21 protein-coding genes are annotated in these 18,801 nt (G+C 63.5%); all 21 read right to left on the reverse strand.

Features of this window, described 5'->3' with window-relative positions; genetic code table 11:
- Nucleotides 1–120: 120 nt before the first annotated feature.
- Complete coding sequence (locus HGHM_RS01880; RefSeq protein WP_019139805.1) at nt 121–1,029, reverse strand: MBL fold metallo-hydrolase; 909 nt, start codon at nt 1,027–1,029, stop codon at nt 121–123.
- Nucleotides 1,026–1,475, reverse strand: coding sequence for a hypothetical protein (locus tag HGHM_RS01885; RefSeq protein ID WP_019139806.1), 450 nt, complete (start codon nt 1,473–1,475; stop codon nt 1,026–1,028). The genes HGHM_RS01880 and HGHM_RS01885 overlap by 4 nt, the downstream gene beginning before the upstream one ends.
- Entirely contained in the window at nt 1,472–2,110 is a 639-nt protein-coding gene (locus HGHM_RS01890; RefSeq protein WP_019139807.1) for a 2-hydroxychromene-2-carboxylate isomerase, read from the reverse strand. Before HGHM_RS01890 ends, HGHM_RS01885 begins: the two co-directional genes overlap by 4 nt.
- Before the next feature lie 111 nt (nt 2,111–2,221).
- Nucleotides 2,222–2,422, reverse strand: a complete 201-nt coding sequence (locus HGHM_RS01895; RefSeq protein WP_019139808.1) for a DUF1289 domain-containing protein — start codon at nt 2,420–2,422, stop codon at nt 2,222–2,224.
- Nucleotides 2,419–2,847 carry a thioesterase family protein gene (locus HGHM_RS01900; RefSeq protein ID WP_019139809.1) on the reverse strand — a complete coding sequence of 143 codons (429 nt, stop codon included), beginning with the start codon at nt 2,845–2,847 and terminating at the stop codon, nt 2,419–2,421. Before HGHM_RS01900 ends, HGHM_RS01895 begins: the two co-directional genes overlap by 4 nt.
- A gap of 2 nt (nt 2,848–2,849) precedes the next feature.
- A complete protein-coding gene (locus tag HGHM_RS01905; RefSeq protein WP_026075619.1) occupies nt 2,850–3,347 on the reverse strand; it encodes a YbaK/EbsC family protein in 498 nt (165 codons plus the stop codon).
- A 58-nt stretch (nt 3,348–3,405) separates the two neighbouring features.
- Nucleotides 3,406–4,704, reverse strand: coding sequence for a TIGR03862 family flavoprotein (locus tag HGHM_RS01910; protein WP_019139811.1), 1,299 nt, complete (start codon nt 4,702–4,704; stop codon nt 3,406–3,408).
- Between the two features lie 5 nt (nt 4,705–4,709).
- Nucleotides 4,710–5,300, reverse strand: coding sequence for a uracil-DNA glycosylase family protein (locus tag HGHM_RS01915; RefSeq protein ID WP_019139812.1), 591 nt, complete (start codon nt 5,298–5,300; stop codon nt 4,710–4,712).
- Nucleotides 5,301–5,363: 63 nt separating this feature from the next.
- On the reverse strand, nt 5,364–6,272 hold the full coding sequence (locus tag HGHM_RS01920; RefSeq protein WP_019139813.1) for a hydroxymethylglutaryl-CoA lyase: 909 nt from the start codon (nt 6,270–6,272) through the stop codon (nt 5,364–5,366).
- Nucleotides 6,273–6,444: 172 nt separating this feature from the next.
- The gene (locus HGHM_RS01925; RefSeq protein ID WP_019139814.1) at nt 6,445–8,451 is read right to left on the reverse strand and encodes an acetyl/propionyl/methylcrotonyl-CoA carboxylase subunit alpha; all 2,007 of its coding nucleotides are present in this window, start codon (nt 8,449–8,451) and stop codon (nt 6,445–6,447) included.
- Nucleotides 8,452–8,604: 153 nt separating this feature from the next.
- Entirely contained in the window at nt 8,605–9,633 is a 1,029-nt protein-coding gene (gene bioB / locus HGHM_RS01930; RefSeq protein WP_019139815.1) for a biotin synthase BioB, read from the reverse strand.
- A 22-nt stretch (nt 9,634–9,655) separates the two neighbouring features.
- Complete coding sequence (gene bioD / locus HGHM_RS01935; protein WP_019139816.1) at nt 9,656–10,372, reverse strand: dethiobiotin synthase; 717 nt, start codon at nt 10,370–10,372, stop codon at nt 9,656–9,658.
- 1 nt (nt 10,373) lies between these two features.
- Nucleotides 10,374–11,555, reverse strand: a complete 1,182-nt coding sequence (bioF, locus tag HGHM_RS01940) for an 8-amino-7-oxononanoate synthase (RefSeq protein ID WP_019139817.1) — start codon at nt 11,553–11,555, stop codon at nt 10,374–10,376.
- A gap of 2 nt (nt 11,556–11,557) precedes the next feature.
- Nucleotides 11,558–12,898, reverse strand: coding sequence for an adenosylmethionine--8-amino-7-oxononanoate transaminase (gene bioA, locus HGHM_RS01945; protein ID WP_026075621.1), 1,341 nt, complete (start codon nt 12,896–12,898; stop codon nt 11,558–11,560).
- Between the two features lie 67 nt (nt 12,899–12,965).
- Nucleotides 12,966–13,751 carry an enoyl-CoA hydratase/isomerase family protein gene (locus HGHM_RS01950; RefSeq protein WP_026075622.1) on the reverse strand — a complete coding sequence of 262 codons (786 nt, stop codon included), beginning with the start codon at nt 13,749–13,751 and terminating at the stop codon, nt 12,966–12,968.
- A gap of 2 nt (nt 13,752–13,753) precedes the next feature.
- Nucleotides 13,754–15,361 (reverse strand): carboxyl transferase domain-containing protein, encoded by a 1,608-nt coding sequence (locus HGHM_RS01955; protein ID WP_019139820.1) that lies wholly within the window; start codon nt 15,359–15,361, stop codon nt 13,754–13,756.
- On the reverse strand, nt 15,358–15,768 hold the full coding sequence (locus tag HGHM_RS01960; RefSeq protein ID WP_019139821.1) for a YchJ family protein: 411 nt from the start codon (nt 15,766–15,768) through the stop codon (nt 15,358–15,360). Before HGHM_RS01960 ends, HGHM_RS01955 begins: the two co-directional genes overlap by 4 nt.
- Entirely contained in the window at nt 15,765–16,415 is a 651-nt protein-coding gene (locus HGHM_RS01965) for an HAD family hydrolase (RefSeq protein ID WP_019139822.1), read from the reverse strand. The genes HGHM_RS01960 and HGHM_RS01965 overlap by 4 nt, the downstream gene beginning before the upstream one ends.
- Nucleotides 16,415–16,810 (reverse strand): rhodanese-like domain-containing protein, encoded by a 396-nt coding sequence (locus HGHM_RS01970; RefSeq protein WP_019139823.1) that lies wholly within the window; start codon nt 16,808–16,810, stop codon nt 16,415–16,417. The genes HGHM_RS01965 and HGHM_RS01970 overlap by 1 nt, the downstream gene beginning before the upstream one ends.
- Before the next feature lie 136 nt (nt 16,811–16,946).
- Nucleotides 16,947–18,077 (reverse strand): acyl-CoA dehydrogenase family protein, encoded by a 1,131-nt coding sequence (locus tag HGHM_RS01975; RefSeq protein WP_019139824.1) that lies wholly within the window; start codon nt 18,075–18,077, stop codon nt 16,947–16,949.
- Between the two features lie 22 nt (nt 18,078–18,099).
- Nucleotides 18,100–18,768, reverse strand: a complete 669-nt coding sequence (locus tag HGHM_RS01980) for an SDR family oxidoreductase (RefSeq protein WP_019139825.1) — start codon at nt 18,766–18,768, stop codon at nt 18,100–18,102.
- Nucleotides 18,769–18,801: the final 33 nt, after the last annotated feature.

Below are 18,801 nucleotides of genomic sequence, written 5' to 3' on the forward strand. Positions count from 1 at the left end.
TGGCTAAGTTAGCTAACCTGCGCACGGCCGTTCACAGCTCTTGCTCGTACTGTAAGTTAAACGCATTCTTAATCTACTACTATCCACACTCCTGACGTATCACGATGTACCCTACCCGCATCAATTCTTGTTCATCAGGCGATCACAAGCAACCTCCGCCGCCCCCGCACGCACCAGCTGCGCCACTGCCCATTCCGCAAGCTCGGCCACAGACTTGTTCAGATACCGCCGGTTCGTCTCATGCACCAGAGGCAGCCCAGACAGCAGCGGCTCAACCTGCGGCAGCGGAATATCCTGCCTTTCCAGCAGCAGAAACTTAAGCAGCACCTTGATCGCATTCTGCGCATTGCGCACAGGATCGGCCTCGAAATAATCGATGCGGGAGAAGGCGGTGGCGAGGGCCTTGTCGACGTCTGTGAAGGGCGCGCCATGCCCGGGGATGACGAGCTTCACGTCGAGCCCGGCGATCAGTTCCAGCGTGGCGCGCACTTCGGCGAAGCCGGGCTCACCGGCCAGCTCCGGGAACACTACACCGAATCCGTTTTCCCACAGCGCGTCGGCGGAGATCAGGATGCGTTCTTCGGGGCAGTAGAGGATCAGTGAATGCGGGTCGTGGCCGGGGGCGGCGAGTGCCTGCCAGTGCAGGTCGCCGAGCGTGAGCGTGTCGCCGGGTGCGATCGTGCCGTCGAAGCCGAAGCGCTCGCACTGCTGGCCGGTGGCCTTGTAGCTGAGCGCATCCTCGTCCCATGCACGCACCTTGTCGGCTTCGGCGGCGGGGATCAGGGTGCGGCAGGAGAAGGTTCGCTGCAGCGTGGCATTGCCGCCGCAGTGATCGGAATGCAGGTGGGTATTCACCAGCAGGTCGAGCGGTCTGCCCTGCAGCGCATGCGACACCAGCGCGACGGTCTGCGGCGCATGGGTGAGGTAGCCGCTGTCGACCAGCGCGGTCTGCTCGCGGCCAAGGAACAGGATGTTGTTCGACGACAGCCAGCCGCGCTCGAACACGCGCATGATCGATGGAAGCTTCATGGCTTCATCTGGTAGGCGAGCGAGATCTTGGCGAACTCGATCAGCAGTTCGCGCGTGCCGCCGTTGAAGGTGGTGAAGGAATTCCCGGTGCGCACCACCAGCCGCGGCGGGAAAATCCATGACAGGAAGGGAATGCCGATCATCTTGGCGCTGCGGATGTCGCGCCACTCCACCTGCCGGTTGTAGAGCCCGGTCTGGACAATGCCTTTGTCGCCGATGCTGGTGACCGAGCGCAGGAACCAGAAATAACTCAATGCCAGCATCAGCGCCGAGCCGAAGACCAGCAGCTTCACGCCGAAGCTGTATTGCATCAGCGGGAAGCCCAGCCCGACCTTGACGGCATAGGCGGCCAGCGCGGCCGTGACGAGCGTGGCCAGCAGCTTGAACCACATGCCGTAGGCGGGGCCGCTGACCGGTTTTTCGGGCTTGTAGAACTGCAGTTTCATGTTGCCTTGTTCCTGTTCCTTTGTATGCCTTGCGGCAGATTTTGTGCCTGCCTGAACTGCTCCGACTGGAAGAATGGGTCGCCGCGCAGGCAGGCACTCAGCATGTCGGTCGCATCCACGCCCCAGAAGCGCTGATTGCCCACCACCGCCGTCGGCACGCCGAAGACGCCGGCGGCAATCGCCTGTTGTCCGTTGTCGATCAGCTGCTGCTTCACTTCCGGCCGGTCCAGCATGTCGCTCGTGGCGTTCAGTTCTTTCAACAGCGCCTGCCAGTGTTCTGTCTCGGTCGGCAGCCTGCCCTCGCGCCAGACATAACGGAACAGCCGATGCACCACCTCGGGCGTATTGCCGAGCGCGATGCACAGCCGCAGCAGGGGCAAGGAATTGAAAGGATGGTGTGCCGGCAACTTCAGCGGAATGCCGTATTTGTGCGCGAGCCAGGTGCAGTGCTCGAAGGTCCAGATCCGCTTCGGCTCGATTTCCGCCGGGCCGACATTCTCCCAGTGATTGAGCAGGCCCGCGAGCAGCACCGGCCTGAACCGGATTTCCGTTCCGGCAGGCAGCTTGCCGAGCAGGCCGCTTTGCAGGTAGGAGTAGGGGGAGACGAAATCGAAGTACCAGTCGATCTTGTTCATAGCGAAGCTCCGTTCTCACCTTCCCCTTTATGGGGGAGAAGCCTTCTTGAAAATTCCCTCCCCTTCAAGGGAAGGGGGCCATTCCTGTCATGGTATATCTTCCATGATTACTTAGAACAACTCATCCCGCCGCTTCCTGATCTCCATCCACACTTCCCGCTTCCGCTCCTCGCTCGCGGTGCTCCACTGCGCGATCTCTTCGATCGTGCGCAGGCATCCTTCGCACAGGCCCGTCCGCGGGTTCATGCTGCAGACGTTGATGCAGGGCGACGGCACCTTGCCTTCGTCATGCAGCGGGTCGAATTCCGTCATTGCGCAAGCTTCGCCTTTTTTTCCGCCAGCCGGGCATTGAATTTTTCCGGCTGGATGATGATGCGTTCATGCACGCCTTCCGTGATCTTGTCGATGCCATCCCATGCTTCCACCCGAAACTTCACGCGCCGCCCTTCGACTTCGATCACTTCGCCCCTGATCGTCAGTCGCATGCCGGGCGGCGTCGCAGCCAGGTGCGAGAAGCTGACATGCACGCCGAGGCTCTGCTCCCGCGGCCAGTCGACGTAGGGCATGATGCCGTTGACGCAGGCCAGTTCCATCATGCCGACCATGTAGCCGGTGGCGAGCACATCCGGCATCTCGCGGCAGAAAGCCGTGTCCTGATACAGGTTCGGCACGGTCGCGCGTTCGGGCACGACATAAGACCATTCAAAGACGAGGCCGGGCTTGAGATCAGGACTCATGGTCAATTCTCCCCGCGCAACGCCACGTCAGCCACCGGCGCGCCGGTCAGCGCGAGCAATTGCTGCGGCGTCAGGTTGAACACCGCATGCGGATGGCCGGCGGCGGCCCAGATGCTGTTCAGCTTCAGCAAGTCTTCATCCACCAGTATCACCGTCTGTTCCAGATGGCCGACCGGGCACACACCACCGATCGCATAGCCGATGCGCGTCTTGACGAATTTCGCATCGGCCTTGCCCAGCTCGCCAACGATGGCGGCAACCTTTTTCTCATCGACGCGATTGGCGCCGCTGGCAATGACCATCACCGGCGCATCGTCGGTCACGCGGCGGAACACGATCGACTTGGCGATTTCGGCAACGGTGCAGCCGAGGCCGGCAGCCGCTTCGGCGGAAGTCTTGCCGGTTTCCGGCAGCATGACGACCGGCTTGTCGTGGCCGAGGGACTTGAGAAGGTCGGCCACGCGCTGGGCGGTATCGGGGAGGCTGGTTTCTGTATGCATGGTTTTTATAAAGAATCGATCATTGTTGTTCGCGGTCGGCGCTTCATTCATTCTACGATCACTGCGTCTCCTGCAGCCAGTGTAACGCGCCGAGGCCGGCGGTGCGCCCGCTCGCAAAACAAGCGGTCAGCAGATAGCCGCCGGTCGGCGCTTCCCAGTCCAGCATCTCGCCGGCGCAGAATACTCCGGGCGTGTTCTGCAGCATCAGCCGTTCGTCGAGCGATTCGAAAGTGACGCCGCCCGCGCTGCTGATGGCTTCATCAATGGGGCGCGGCGCAACCAGCCGCAGCGGCAAGGCCTTGATCGCGGCGGCAAGCCTTGCCGGATCGGCGAAGTCGGACGCGGGCAGACATTCGCGCAAGAGGCCGGCCTTCACCCCGGCGATACCGACACGGCTTTGCAAATGGCTGGACATCGAACGCGACCCGCGCGGATGCGCGACTTCCTCGGTGATGCGCGACAGCGGTTTGCCGGGCGCGAGGTCGAGATGAATGACGGCTTCACCGGCGGCGGCGATTTCATCGCGCAGGCGCGCCGACAGCGCATAGATGAGGCTGCCTTCCACGCCGGTTTCGGTGATCACGAATTGCCCCTGACGCCAGCGCAGCGTGCCCTGCGGATCAGGCAGTCCGATTGCTACCGACTGCAGCGGATGGCCGGCGAAACGGGTGCGGAAGTGCTCGCTCCAGCCCACGTCGAAACCGCAGTTGGATGGCTGCAGCGGCGCGACCGCGACGTCGTGTTGCTGCAGCAGCGGCACCCAGGCACCATCGGAGCCCAGCCGTGCCCAACTCGCGCCGCCCAGTGCCAGCACGGTCGCGGCCGGCTGTGCGTGGATCTCGCCTTCAGGCGTGGCAAAGCGTAATTCTTGTCCGCCGTCGCACCAGCCGAGCCAGCGATGCCGCATATGAAAATGCACGCCGGCCTCCCGCAGGCGGTGCAGCCATGCGCGCAGCAGCGGCGCGGCTTTCATGTCGGTCGGGAAGACGCGGCCGGAAGTGCCGACAAACGTATCGATGCCGAGCCCGTGCACCCAGGCGCGCAAAGCGCCCGGGCCAAAATCCCTTAGCAGCGGCGCGATCTGCGCGCGGCGCGCGCCATAGCGCGACAGGAAAGGCTCGATCGGCTCGGAATGCGTGATATTCATGCCGCCCTTGCCCGCCAGCAGAAACTTGCGGCCGACCGAAGGCATGGCGTCATACACGTCCACCCGCGCACCGCCCCGGGACAGCACTTCCGCCGCCATCAGGCCGGCGGGACCGCCGCCGATGACGGCGACTGCGTGCTGCTGGGGACCGGGCGAGGAAGTCATGGATGAATCGTGCGACATGGATGGATACGGCATGTTGTCCGGCATGGCGTTCATGCCGCCAGCGCGGCTGCGGTCCGCTCGCGCAACACCGGCAGCACCTGCGCTTCGAACCACGGGTTCGCCTTCCACCATGACTGGTTGCGTGGGCTCGGGTGCGGCAAGGGCAGGTAATGCGGCAGGTACTCCCTGAACGCAGCGACGGTTTCGGTCAGCGTCGGCTTGCAGCGTTCGCCGAGGGCGAATTCCTGTGCATAGCGGCCGACCAGCAAAGTCAGCCGGATATCCGGCAATGCCTGCATCAGGCGCGGATGCCACAAGGGCGCGCATTCCGGGCGCGGCGGCAAGTCGCCGCTCTTTCCCTTGCCGGGATAACAGAATGCGGTGGGAATGATGGCAACGTGCCGCTCGTCATAGAACACGTCGCGCGATAGGTTCAGCCACTCGCGCAAGCGGTCGCCCGAGGGATCGTTCCAGGGAATGCCCGTTTCATGCACGCGCCGCCCCGGCGCCTGGCCGATGATCAGGAGCGTAGCCTGCTCGCTCGCCTGCACCACCGGCCTCGGGCCGTGCGGCAGATGCGCCTCGCACACCTGGCAGGCGCGGATTTCGGACAGCAACAGGGGAAAGCTTTGCTTCTTCACTATCGTTTCAATCGGGCAGGGAGAGCCGGAACTGCCGCCCCGCCTTGCTTTCAAATTCGCGACTTATGCCTGCCGCTTTGCCGCAATCGCATTCCCGGCACGGCTCACCGCCTTGCGGCCGAGGTGCTGCGAAATGAACTGGCCGGCATCCACCACCGCGTTCAGGTCGATGCCGGTTTCGATGCCGAGGCCCTGCATCATGTACAGCACGTCTTCGGTCGAGACATTGCCGGTTGCGCCTTTCGCATACGGGCAACCGCCGAGGCCGGCGACCGAGGAATGGAAGATTGAGATGCCGACTTCCAGGCTGGCGTAGATGTTCGCCAGCGCCTGGCCGTAGGTGTCGTGGAAATGCCCGGACAGGCGCTCGATCGGGAATTCCCTGGCCGCGCGCTCCATCACGGCTTTCACCTTCTGCGGCGTGGCGACGCCGATGGTGTCAGCGATATCGATTTCATCGCAGCCGAGGTCGCGCAGGCGGCGCACCACATCGGCCACGGCTTCCGGCTCGACTTCGCCCTGGTAGGGGCAGCCGAGCGCGCAGCTGATGCTGCCGCGCAGCCGGATCTTGTGCTGCTTGGCGGCCTGCGCCACTTCGCGGAAGCGCTCGATCGATTCCGCGATCGAGCAGTTGATGTTCTTCTGCGAAAACGCTTCCGACGCGGCGCCGAAGATCACCACCTCGTCGGCCTTCGCCGCGAGCGCAGCCTCGAACCCCTTCATGTTCGGCGTCAGGACCGAATAGACCACGCCCGGCTTGCGGCGGATCTTTTCCATCACTTCCGCCGAGGTGGCCATTTGCGGCACCCATTTCGGCGACACGAAGGAAGCCGCTTCGATATTGGCAAAGCCGGCATCGGTCAGGCGGTTCACCAGTTCGATCTTGATATCGGCGGGGATGGTTTCCTTCTCGTTCTGCAAGCCGTCGCGCGGACCGACTTCGACGATTTTGACTTTGTGAGGGAGAGTCATAGCTTCCTCTTTCGCTAAATCTTGCATATTCACGTTCCTTTCCCCTAACAGGGGGAAGGTTAGGATGGAGGTAGTGAGCCTGAATCAAATGCTGCGGCAGCACAAGCTCACCACCCCCTTCCTAGCCCTTCCCCTTGCAAGGGGGGGAACCACTTATTTCACCGCTACAAGCTTATGCCGCCTGGAACACCAGCAGCTGTGCGCCTTCCGCGACCTGGTCGCCGACTGCGTACAGGAAGTCTTCCACCGTGCCATTTGCCGGCGCCGCGATCGTGTGCTCCATCTTCATCGCTTCCATGATCAGGAGCGGCGCACCCTTGTCGACCTTGCTGCCCTTGTCGACAAGCATTGCGACGATCTTCCCCGGCATCGGCGCCGTCAGCCGGCCGCCTTCGGCTTCCGCTTCACCGGCGTGGGCGAGCGGATCGTTGTAGCTTAACGCAGCATGGCCGCCTTCGTGGAAGACATGGAACGTCTCGCCGTCGCGCACCACCGTGCCGCGCACCGTCTGCCCATCCAGCTTGACGACCAGGTCATTTCCTTTCTGGCTGACCAGAATCATCGTTGCCGCCGCCGTGCCCTGCTGCACGGTCCAGCCGTCCTGATGATAGCTGACCACGACCGGATAACTGCCGGCGTCGTCGGCGAATTCCAGTGTGCGCTTGAGCACGCCGTTCATGCGCCAGCCATTCGTCGATCCCCACGGGTCATTCGCAGCCGCCCTGCCCTCCGATGCGAGCAGGCTGGCCGCGGCCAGCGCCAGAACCGGCAGCGCTGCCGGTTGTACACGCGGAAACAGGGCATCCTGATGGCGCTCGATCAGGCCGGTATCCAGATTAGCCTGCGCGAAGGCCGGGCTCTCGACCACGCGCTTGAGGAAAGCGATATTGGTGGCCAGGCCGACGATCTGATATTCCGACAAGGCCTGGGCCATGCGCGCCAGGGCCTGCTCGCGATCCTTGCCCCAGACGATCAGCTTGGCGATCATCGGGTCGTAGAAGGGAGAGATGGCATCGCCTTCGCGTACGCCGGAGTCGATCCGGACAGCGGCCGCTTCATCCTGCTCGGCATGCCCCGTTTCGAATGCCGCTGCCTGCGGCGTACGCAAATGCTTCAGGGTGCCGATCGACGGCAGGAAGCCCTTTTCCGGATTTTCCGCATACACCCGGGCTTCGATCGCGTGGCCGTGAATCGCCAATTCTTCCTGCCGCAAAGGCAAGGGCTCGCCGGCCGCCACGCGCAACTGCCATTCCACCAGGTCCAGCCCGGTGATCATCTCCGTCACCGGATGCTCCACCTGCAGCCGGGTGTTCATTTCCATGAAGTAGAAACTGCCATCCTGATTGGCAATGAACTCTACCGTCCCGGCGCCGACGTAGCCAACGGCCTTTGCCGCCGCGACCGCCGCCTCGCCCATGGCGCGCCGGCGCTCTTGCGTCATCCCGGGCGCCGGCGCTTCTTCCAGCACTTTCTGGTGGCGCCGCTGCACCGAGCAATCGCGCTCGAACAGGTAGACGCAATTGCCCTGGGTATCGGCAAACACCTGGATCTCGATATGGCGCGGGCGCGTCAGATATTTCTCGACCAATACCTTGTCGTCGCCGAAGCTGCTGATCGCTTCGCGCTTGCAGGAGGCAAGCGCCGCCTTGAAATCCGCACTCTTGTCGACGATGCGCATGCCCTTGCCGCCGCCGCCGGCGCTGGCCTTCAGCAGCACCGGATAGCCGATGCGGTCAGCCTGTTCCTGCAGAAAATCCGGATCCTGGTCGTCGCCGTGATAGCCCGGCACCAGCGGCACCTTCGCCTTTTCCATCAGCGATTTTGCCGCCGACTTGGAACCCATGGCGCGGATGGCGGATGCGGGTGGACCGATGAACACCAGCCCTGCCTTCGCGCAGGCGTCGGCGAAATCCTCGTTCTCGGAGAGGAAGCCATAGCCGGGGTGAATCGCCTGCGCGCCCGTGGCCAGCGCGGCTTCGATGATGCGGTCGCCGCGCAGATAGCTTTCCTTGGCAGGCGCCGGCCCGAGATGCACCGACTCGTCGCATGCCGCCACATGCTTGGCATTGGCATCCGCGTCCGAATAGACGGCGACGGTCTTGATGCCGAGGCGGTGTGCAGTCGCAGCCACGCGGCAGGCGATTTCACCACGGTTGGCGATCAGGATTTTCTTGAACACGGGGTCTCCTTTATTGCGCGAGAGTTCTTGTAGTTTGCCACCTGCGCTGAGAATATCCTTGGCAAGTTCCCTCCCCCTCGCTGGGGGAAGGAATGTCCAGTAATCTTTCAAATTCGCTGAGCAAGCAGGACGACTCAATCAGCGCGATTTCCCTTACCCCGTCACCTCGCACTTTGCATCATGCGTCACATGCCTCGAGTGCATGCCCAGCTTGTCGAGCAGCGCGCGGTCCGCGTCGGCGTCCGGGTTGCCGGTGGTGAGCAGCTTGTCGCCGTAGAAGATCGAATTCGCGCCGGCGAGGAAGCACAGGGCCTGGATCGCTTCGCCGAGCTCGCGCCGGCCTGCCGACAAGCGTACCCGCGCCTTCGGCATGGTGATGCGCGCTACCGCAATGGTGCGCACGAATTCCAGCGGATCGAGCGGCTCGGTGCCGTGCAGCGGCGTGCCCTTGACCTGCACCAGGTGGTTGATCGGCACCGATTCCGGATAGGGATCGAGGTTGGCCACCTGCGCGATCAGGCCGGCGCGCTGCAGGCGCGATTCACCCATGCCGACGATGCCGCCCGAGCAGACCTTGATGCCGGCATTGCGCACGCGCCCCAGCGTGTCGAGGCGGTTCTGGTAGTCGCGGGTGGTGATGATATTGCCGTAGTATTCCGGCGAGGTATCGAGGTTGTGATTGTAGTAGTCGAGGCCGGCATCCTTGAGGCGCTGGGCCTGGCCTTCACCCAGCATGCCGAGCGTGGCGCAGGTTTCCAGGCCGAGCGCCTTGACTTCGCGCACCATTTCCTCGACATGCTCGAGGTCGCGGTCCTTCGGCTCGCGCCAGGCAGCACCCATGCAGAAACGGGTGGCACCATGCTCCTTGGCCTGGCGCGCCGCTTCCAGCACGGTATCGAGCGGCAGGATCTTCTGCGCCGTCACGCCGGTGTCGTAGCGCGCCGCCTGCGGGCAGTAGCCGCAATCTTCCGGGCAGCCGCCGGTCTTGATCGACAGGAGGGTGGCAAGTTCGACTTCGGTCGCGCTGAAGTTTTCGCGGTGCACCTGCTGGGCGCGGTACAGCAAATCGTTGAACGGAAGCTCGAACAGTGCATGCACGTCTTCCACGCTCCATCCGCCTGCGGCAGGTTTGGCTGCCGCCTTGGCGGACGAGGGGAAGAAGGAAATCGGTTGCGACGACATAGGCAAATCCTTTGTATCAGGGTCAGACAGAAAGTGTCGGGCGACCACTCGGCCAGCCCGGCAAAAGCGAAAAATCGATATGGGCTGCTGCCGCGGCAGCCGTCGGTTGCGGCAGGCGCGGCACGCAGCCGAGCAGCGGCGCCGGCAGACGTGCGCGCAAGGCATCGACGTTGCCTTGCATGTGCGCCATCGCCGGGTCGACCAGGTTGCCGACCCAGCCCGCCAGCTTGAGACCACGGACAGCCAGCGCTTCCGCGGTCAGCAAGGCATGGTTGATGCAGCCGAGCCGCAGGCCGACGACCATGATCACCGGCAACTGCAGCAAGCGCGCGAGGTCGGCGGTATCTGCTGCATCCGACAGCGGGACGCGAAAGCCACCTACACCTTCGACCACGACCGCATCGGCCATCTGCACGACCTGATCATAGCAGGCGCGGATGCGGTCCGTGTCGATGTGCACACCTTCAAGTTCGGCGGCGATATGCGGCGCGGCCGGTTCGCGCAGCAGGTAGGGCGTCATCAGTTCCAGCGGCAAGGAGGCACTCGCGGCTGCGGCAATCGCGTCGACATCTTCGTTGTGCAAGGCACCGTCGCGCATGACAGCGCCGGCCGCGACCGGCTTCATGCCGGCTGCGCGCAAACCGGCCTGCCCCAGCGCATGCAGCAGCGCGCTGGAGATCAGCGTCTTGCCGATTTCAGTATCGGTGCCAGTAATGAAATAAGCCAGTTGGGCGTTCATCTCAGTTCATCCTTTCCAGCCGGTTCAATGCTTCGGCCAGTTGCGTGACTTCCTCGGCGGTGTGCGCGGCAGACAGGGTCACGCGCAGCCGGGCCGTACCCACTGGCACGGTAGGCGGCCGGATCGCCGGCACCCAGAAGCCCTGCTCATGCAGGGCCGCGGCCGCCTTCAGCGCTTCATCATTGGGGCCGATCACCACCGGCTGTATCGCGGTATGCGAAGGCAGCAGCTTCCAGCGGCGCAGTGCCAGGGAATTATGGAATTGCGCGCGCAGTGCCTGCAGGCGCATGCGCCGCATCCTGCCTTCTTCGCCGTCGATCAGGTCCAGGCTGGCCAGCAAGGCATGAGCCAGCGCCGGCGCGCTGGCAGTCGTGTAGATGTAAGGCCGCGCGCGCTGCAGCAGCCAATCGATCACGGTCGCATGCGCGGCGACGAAGGCGCCGCCCACGCCGGCCGCCTTGCCCAGCGTGCCGATGTAGATCAGGTAAGGCGAGCGCAGGCCGAAGTGTTCGAGCGCGCCGCGCCCATGCGTGCCCAGCACGCCGAAGCCGTGCGCATCGTCGACCACCAGCCATGCGCCATGACGCTCGCACAGGGCAAGCAGATCCGGCAAGGGCGCAAGATCGCCGTCCATGCTGAACACGCTGTCGGTCACGACCAGCTTCGTCTTCGCGGTGCTGGCCGCCAGGCCGTCTTCCAGCAGGCGCAGGTCGGCATGCGGGTAGACCTTCACATTGGCGCGCGACATGCGCGCGCCGTCGATCAGCGAGGCATGGTTGAGTGATTCCGAAAAGATGTCGGCATCGCGGTCGGCCAGTGCGGTCAGCACGCCGACATTCGCCATGTAGCCGGTGCTGAAGTACATGGCGCGCGCGGCTTCCAGGTTGGGCGCGAGGAAGGCGGCGAGCCGCTCTTCCAGCAATTCATGCGCACGCGAATGGCCGCTGATCAGGTGCGAGCCGCCGCTGCCGACGCCATAGCGCGTGGCGCCCTCGCGCAGCGCTTCCACCAGTCGCGGATGGGCGGCGAGGCCGAGATAGTCATTGCTGCAGAAGGCGAGCATGGCGCGGCCGTCGACCTGCACCCGTGGCGCGCATGGCGTGTCGGCGGTGCGGCGGCGGCGGCGCAGGCTTTGCTCGTCCAGGCGGCGCAGTTCGCGATCGAGCGCTTCAATCAGTTCCACGTTCAGGCTCCGATCACTTCTTCGAATGCAGCGCGGGTCGCGGCAGCCAGCCGCACGGTCTCTTCCTCGTCAAGGACATACGGCGGCATCAGGTACACGGTGCGGCCGATGGGACGCAGCAGCAGTTCCCGCTGCAGCGCGGCGGCGAAGAAGCGCTGCGGGAAACTTGCTGCGGCGGCCGCGTCGCCGATCACCGCATCGAAGGCCCAGATCATGCCCCGGTTGCGGAAATGCCGCACCTTAGGATGTTCAGCCAGCGGAGCGAGTGCTTCAGTGATGCGCGCGGCGCGCTGGCGGTTGCGGTTCAGCACGTCGTCCTCGTCGAAAATCGCGAGGGTTGCCAGCGCCGCGCGGCAGGCGAGCGGATTGCCGGTATAGGAATGCGAGTGCAAGAAGCCGCGCCGCACGTCCGCATCGTAGAAGCCCTGATAGATGGCGTCGCGCGTCATTACCAGCGAAAGCGGCAGGTAACCGCCGCTGATGCCCTTCGACAGGCAGAGGAAATCGGGCCAGATGTTGGCCTGCTCACAGGCGAAGAAGGTGCCCGTGCGGCCGCAGCCGACCGCGATTTCATCGGCTATCAGGTGCACCTGATAGCGGTCGCACAGGGCGCGCACTTCGGACAAATAAAGGGGATCGTACATGGCCATGCCGGTGGCGCACTGCACCAGCGGCTCGACGATCACCGCGGCGATCTTGCCGGCACGCTCCTGCAGCAAGGCTTCCAGCTTGCCCGCAGCGCGGCGCGCCACGTCCGCAGCCGTCTCGCCTTCCCGGGCCTGGCGGAAATCGGGGGATTCAATCACATGCGCGCGCTGCAGCAGCGGGCCGTAGGCATCGCGAAACAATGCCACATCGGTCACCATCAGCGCGCCGATGGTTTCTCCGTGATAGCTGCCCTTCAGGCAAACGAATTCCTGCTTCTCGCCCTGCCCGCTGTTGCGCCAGAAATGGAAACTCATCTTCAGCGCGATTTCCACCGCCGAAGCACCGTCGGATGCGTAGAAGCAGTGCCCCAGCATATTCCCGGTGCGGGCTGCCAGCTGCTCCGACAGCCGGATCACCGGTTCATGGGTGAAGCCGGCCAGCATCGCATGCTCAAGCAGGTCGAGCTGGTCCTTCAGGGCCGCGTTGATGCGCGGATTCGCATGACCGAACAGGTTCACCCACCAGGAACTGATCCCGTCCAGGTAGCGCCGCCCCTCGGCATCGAACAGCCAGGCGCCTCGGCCATGGCTGACGGGTATCAGCGGCAGCGTTTCATGATGCTGCATCTGCGTGCACGGATGCCAGACGCTCTTCAGGCTGCGCGCTATCCATTCACTTTGGTTACTTGATTTCACAACTGCTCCAAAAATCTTTCAGCACGTGTCAATCCTTCCCCCTTCGGGGACGGAGTGCATTCTCGGATCAGCCCAGCCATCCCGGCTTGCGCTTCTCCAGAAACGCCCGCACGCCTTCCTTTCCTTCCTCCGACGCGCGAATATCCGCTATCCGCTGTGCCGTATCCGCAATCAGTTCGTCATCCAGCGGCGCACCGCCGATCTCGCGCACCAGGCGCTTGGCTTCCTTCACCGCGTTCGGGCTGTTTGCGACCAGTGTCTTCAGAATCCCGGCAACAGTCTCATCCAGCCCATCTGCCGGCGCCAGTGCATGGACAAAGCCGATGCGATGCGCTTCCTGTGCGGAAAAGCGTTCCGCCGTCAGAAAATAGCGGCGCGCGGCATTTTCGCCCATGGCCTTGATGACGTAAGGCGAGATTGTCGCAGGTATCAGGCCAAGCTTCACCTCGCTCAGGCAAAAATGTGCGGCATCCATTGCCACAGTGATATCACAGGCCGCCACGAGCCCCATGCCGCCGGCATAACAGTCTCCTTGCACTTTTGCCACGACCGGCTTCGGGCAGGCGTAGATGGTGCGCAGCATCTCGGCCAGCTGGGCCGCGTCCGCACGGTTTTCCTCGTGCGTGTAGCTTGCCATTTTCTTCATCCAGTTCAGGTCGGCGCCGGCACAGAAAGCCGGACCGCGCGCGGCAAGGACGACGGCACGGATACCGACATCGCCCCCCAGCACCCGGAAAGCCTGCGTGAGTTCCGCGATCATCGTTTCATTGAAGGCATTGCGCACATCGGGGCGGTTCAGCGTGAGCGTCGCCATGCCTTGCTCTTTTTGCAGCTCCAGTGTCTGATAAGTCATGATCACATCCGGAAAACGCCAAACTTCGTCTCGGGGATCGGCGCGTTCAGGGCCGCCGACAAGCCCAGGCCGAGCACCATGCGCGTGTCGGCGGGATCGATGATGCCGTCATCCCACAGGCGCGCCGTTGCGTAGTAGGGATGACCCTGGTGCTCATATTGTTCGCGGATCGGTTGCTTGAACGCTTCCTCTTCCTCTTTCGACCAGCTGCCGCCCTTGGCTTCGATGCCGTCGCGCTTGACGGTGGCCAGCACGCTCGCAGCCTGCTCGCCGCCCATCACCGAGATGCGCGCATTCGGCCACATCCACAGGAAGCGCGGCGAAAAGGCGCGGCCGCACATGCCGTAATTGCCGGCGCCGAAGCTGCCGCCGATGATCACGGTGAACTTCGGCACCGCCGCAGTCGAGACCGCAGTGACCATCTTCGCGCCGTTGCGCGCGATGCCTTCGTTCTCGTACTTGCGCCCCACCATGAAGCCGGTGATGTTCTGCAAAAACACCAATGGGATCTTGCGCTGGCAGCACAGCTCGATGAAATGCGTGCCTTTCAGGGCAGATTCCGAAAACAGGATGCCATTGTTGGCGATGATGCCGACCGGCATGCCGAAGATGTGCGCGAAGCCACACACCAGCGTGGTGCCGTAGCGCGCCTTGAATTCATCGAATTCGCTGCCGTCGACGATACGGGCGATGACTTCGCGCACATCGAAGGGTTTGCGGGTATCGGTCGGAATAACGCCATACAATTCGCGCGCATCGTATTTCGGCTCGACCGGCTCGCGCAGCACCAGGGAGTGCTCCTTCCTGCGGTTCAGGTTGGACACGATCTTGCGCGCCAGCGACAGGGCATGCATGTCGTTCTGTGCGAGGTGATCGACCACGCCGGACAGCCGCGTGTGCACGTCGCCGCCGCCCAGGTCTTCGGCGCTGACCACTTCGCCGGTGGCGGCCTTCACCAGCGGCGGGCCGCCAAGGAAGATCGTGCCCTGCTCCTTCACGATGATCGATTCGTCGCTCATCGCCGGCACATAGGCGCCGCCGGCCGTGCAGGAACCCATCACCACCGCGATCTGCGGAATGCCCCTGGCCGACAGATTCGCCTGGTTGTAGAAGATGCGGCCGAAATGATCGCGGTCGGGAAAGACGTCATCCTGGTTCGGCAGATTGGCGCCGCCGGAATCGACCAGATAGATGCAGGGCAGGTTGTTCTGCTCGGCGATTTCCTGGGCGCGCAAATGCTTCTTCACCGTGACCGGATAATAGGTGCCGCCCTTCACCGTCGCGTCATTGCAGACGATCACGCATTCCTGCCCGGCGACGCGGCCGATGCCGGTGATGATGCCGGCCGCGGGCGCGGCATTGTGGTACATCTCGTAAGCGGCGAGCTGCGAGAATTCGAGGAAGGGCGTGCCGGGATCGAGCAGCATCTGCACCCGGTCGCGCGGCAGCAGCTTGCCGCGGGTAGTGTGCTTCTTGCGCGCATCCTCGCCGCCGCCCAGTGCCGCTTTCTGCACCTTCGCCTTGAGGTCGTCGACCAGGGCCTGCATCGCGGCGGCATTGGCCTGGAAGTCGTCGGAGCGTGGATTCAGTTTTGATTCAAGTATGTTCATTGTTTTTCTGTCTCCGGAAAACTGCCATCTACGTAATACCAGCGCCCCTCTTCGCGCACGAAATTGCTGATTTCATGCAGCCGGTGCGCGCGCCCGCCGATCTTGAAGCGTGCAACGAATTCGACCGTCGCCCGCTCTCCCGCCGGCACATGGCGCCGCACTTCGAGGCCCAGCCATTTGGTGCTCTCTGTGCCGTCGTCCGCCGCCAGGTCTTCCACCGGGCGAGTGCTCGGATGCCAGGTCGCCTTCAGATAGTCCTCCTTGCGAAGAACGTAGGCGGTATAGCGCGAGCGCATCAATTGCTCGGCCGTCTGCGGCAATTCGCCGCCTTCGATATACCGTCCGCAGCAAGCGGCATAGCTGCTCCCGCCGCACGGGCAGGCCGCGGAGTGCGCCTTCGCCTTCACAGCACCAGCTCCGGCAATTGCGCCATGTCGTCGAATACCTGCACGGCGCCGGCGTCGAGCAGTGCCTGCGGTGCCATGCGCTCGGCATAGCCGAAGACAATCATGCCGGCTGCCACGCCTGCCGCCACCCCGGTCGGCGTGTCTTCCACCACGGCGCAGCGCTTCGGATCGACACCCATCGTCTCTGCCGCCAGCAGGTAGACATCGGGGGCTGGTTTGGTGCGCGCGACTTCCATGCCGGAAAACAGCTTGCCCTCGAACCAGCGCAACAGGCCGGTCTGACCGAGCGTGAGCCGCATCTTCGCGCGGTCGGCGCCGGACACCACGCAAAACGGCATTCCGCGCGCGGACAGCGTCTCGATAGCGGCACCGACATTGCGCACCGGCGCCACACCCTGTTCCAATGCCGCATTGCGGCGCGCGACGAATTGCAGATAGAAATCTTCCGGCACCGGGCGCGTGGCATGGCGTTTTATCATCGGCACTTCGTCGCGCACCAGTCGCCCGACGAACAGGCGCATGGTTTCTTCCAGGGAGACCTGCCAGCCGACTTCATTGAGCATGTCGGCCAGCACGCCGCAGGTGATCAACTCGGTATCGACCAGCACGCCGTCGCAATCGAATGCGACCAAATCGAAACGCGCCATCAGCTCTTCTTCGCCTTCTCTTCAACCGGCGCACCGCTCTTTTTCCATGCGCCAAAGCCGCCGTCGATGTGGGCGACCCGCTCAAGTCCCATGTCCTGCACCGTCTTGGTGGTCAGCGCGCTGCGCCAGCCGGCTGCGCAGAAGAAGACGAATTCCTTGTCCTCGCCGAACACCGGCTTGAAATACGGCGAATCGGGGTCGACCCAGAACTCGATCATGCCGCGCGGCGCATGAAAAGCGCCTGGAATGACGCCCTCCCGCTCCAGCTCGCGGATGTCGCGCACGTCGATGAATTGCACGCCCGGATCATTCAGCCTGGCCTGCGCCTCTTCGACGCTGTAAGTCTTCACCTGTGCCATCGCCTCGTCGACGAGTGCCTTGTATCCTTTTTTCATATGCTCCTCTGCAGGACTCTTCCCCCCTTGCAGGGGGAAGGTTGGGATGGGGGTAGGGTCTCCGAAAAAACTACTGTGTTCGATTAACCTCTCTACTCCCACCCTAACCCTCCCCCTGCAAGGGGGAGGGAATTTTTTATTGCAGCGCCCGTGCGATCAATATCTTCTGGATATCGCTGGTGCCTTCGTAAATCTGGCATACCCGCACGTCGCGATAAATCCGTTCCACCGGAAAATCGCTGACATAGCCGTATCCGCCGTGGATCTGGATCGCGTCGGAACAGACGCGCTCCGCCATTTCACTTGCAAACAGCTTCGCCATCGCCGCTTCCTTCAGGCAGGACTTGCCGGCATCCTTCAGACTCGCTGCATGCAGGATCAACTGGCGCGCCGCTTCGATCTGCGTTGCCATGTCGGACAGCCTGAACTGCACTGCCTGGTGTTCGAACAGGGGCTTGCCGAAGCTGGTGCGCTCCTTCGCATACGTCAGCGCCGCCTCGAATGCGGCGCGCGCCATGCCGACTGATTGCGCGGCGATGCCGATGCGCCCGCCTTCCAGCCCGGACAGGGCGATCCGGTAACCCTGGCCTTCCTCGCCGATCAGGTTAGCCGCAGGGATGCGGCAATCCTCGAACAGGATCTGCGCGGTGTCGGAGGAATGCTGGCCGAGCTTGTCTTCCAGCCGCGCAACCACATAGCCGGGCGTATTGGTCGGCACCCAGAAGGCGCTGATGCCTTTCTTGCCCGCCGCCTTGTCAGTGACCGCCATCACAATCGCAACGTCGGCGTGCTTGCCGCTGGTGATGAATTGCTTGACGCCGTTCAGCACGTAATGGTCGCCATCCCGAATCGCCGTGGTGCGCAGCTCGGCCGCATCGCTGCCCGCATGCGGCTCGGTCAGGCAGAAGGCGCCGAGCATCTCGCCGCGCGCCAGGGGCTTGAGCCACTGTTCCTTCTGGCGCTCGTTCGCGTAGGTCATGGCAATGCTGCATACCGGGCAGTTGTTGACCGAAATGATGGTCGAGGTGCCACCGTCGCCCGCGGCGATTTCCTCCAGCGCCAGCGCGAGCGAGACATAGTCGAGTCCGGCGCCACCCCATTCTTCCGGCACGGTGATGCCAAAAGCCCCGAGCGCAGCCAGGCCCGCCAGCTCTTCCTTCGGGAAATGATGCTCCCTGTCCCAGCGCGCCGCATGGGGAGCAAGTCGTTCCCGGGCGAAGCTGCGCACTGCATCGCGAATCATTTCATGCTGTTCGGACAGGACCATGTGTGTCGATTTCCTCTCTTGCTTACCAGGGCAGCTGGCGCCCGGCGTAATTGCGGAAGCTGCCGTTGTCGCTCTTGTCCAGGCCGCCGATGACGCGCAGCAGGCCGCTCACGCTTTCATCGACCGCGATCGAGGCATTCGGCCCGCCCATGTCGGTGCGTACCCAGCCGGGGCAGAGGGCGACGAAGGTCGCGCCCGGATAATCGAAGGAAGCGCTTTTCACTGCCATGTTGAGCGCAGCCTTGGACGCGCGGTACAACCAGCCGTAACTCGATTCCGCTTCGCCGATGCTGCCCATGCCGCTGCTGATGAAAGCGAATTTCCCCTGCGCCGCTTCCACCATCGGCGCCACCAGCGGAATGGCCTGCATCGCGCCGAGCACATTGGTATGCATCACGTGATCGAAATCCGCGACTGTCGGCGCTGTCCGCTGCTGGTGCTCCGGCCCGTAGACGCCGGCGACATAAACCGCCAGGTCCAGCTTTTCCCCGTCGAGCTGCCAGCCGAGCCCGGCCAGCGATTCGGGCCTGGCGACATCAGCCTTGAGCGCCTGGGCACCTTCGGAGCGCAATTGTGCGAGCGCCGCATCGTCACGGGCAGTCGCAAACACTTTCCAGCCTTGGGCGAGAAGCTGGCGCACGAATTCGCGGCCGATGCCGCGGGATGCGCCGATGATGAGTGCGGTGGGCATGATGAGAGTCGTTCAGGATTTTCTGTTAGTAGC

It is taken from the genome of Noviherbaspirillum massiliense JC206 (genome assembly GCF_000312045.1).
Taxonomy (GTDB): Bacteria; Pseudomonadota; Gammaproteobacteria; order Burkholderiales; family Burkholderiaceae_D; genus Noviherbaspirillum; species Noviherbaspirillum massiliense.

Coding starts and splice junctions, on each gene's coding strand:
- HGHM_RS01890 (WP_019139807.1), bottom strand. CDS start 2,110: ATGAACAAGATCGACTGGTACTTCGATTTCGTCTCCCCCTACTCCTAC.
- bioD (WP_019139816.1), bottom strand. CDS start 10,372: ATGAACGCCCAACTGGCTTATTTCATTACTGGCACCGATACTGAAATC.
- HGHM_RS01905 (WP_026075619.1), bottom strand. CDS start 3,347: ATGCATACAGAAACCAGCCTCCCCGATACCGCCCAGCGCGTGGCCGAC.
- bioB (WP_019139815.1), bottom strand. CDS start 9,633: ATGTCGTCGCAACCGATTTCCTTCTTCCCCTCGTCCGCCAAGGCGGCA.
- HGHM_RS01880 (WP_019139805.1), bottom strand. CDS start 1,029: ATGAAGCTTCCATCGATCATGCGCGTGTTCGAGCGCGGCTGGCTGTCG.
- HGHM_RS01950 (WP_026075622.1), bottom strand. CDS start 13,751: ATGACTTATCAGACACTGGAGCTGCAAAAAGAGCAAGGCATGGCGACG.
- HGHM_RS01910 (WP_019139811.1), bottom strand. CDS start 4,704: ATGCCGGACAACATGCCGTATCCATCCATGTCGCACGATTCATCCATG.
- HGHM_RS01955 (WP_019139820.1), bottom strand. CDS start 15,361: ATGAACATACTTGAATCAAAACTGAATCCACGCTCCGACGACTTCCAG.
- HGHM_RS01980 (WP_019139825.1), bottom strand. CDS start 18,768: ATGCCCACCGCACTCATCATCGGCGCATCCCGCGGCATCGGCCGCGAA.
- HGHM_RS01885 (WP_019139806.1), bottom strand. CDS start 1,475: ATGAAACTGCAGTTCTACAAGCCCGAAAAACCGGTCAGCGGCCCCGCC.
- HGHM_RS01920 (WP_019139813.1), bottom strand. CDS start 6,272: ATGACTCTCCCTCACAAAGTCAAAATCGTCGAAGTCGGTCCGCGCGAC.
- HGHM_RS01975 (WP_019139824.1), bottom strand. CDS start 18,077: ATGGTCCTGTCCGAACAGCATGAAATGATTCGCGATGCAGTGCGCAGC.
- HGHM_RS01895 (WP_019139808.1), bottom strand. CDS start 2,422: ATGACGGAATTCGACCCGCTGCATGACGAAGGCAAGGTGCCGTCGCCC.
- HGHM_RS01900 (WP_019139809.1), bottom strand. CDS start 2,847: ATGAGTCCTGATCTCAAGCCCGGCCTCGTCTTTGAATGGTCTTATGTC.
- HGHM_RS01965 (WP_019139822.1), bottom strand. CDS start 16,415: ATGGCGCGTTTCGATTTGGTCGCATTCGATTGCGACGGCGTGCTGGTC.
- HGHM_RS01970 (WP_019139823.1), bottom strand. CDS start 16,810: ATGAAAAAAGGATACAAGGCACTCGTCGACGAGGCGATGGCACAGGTG.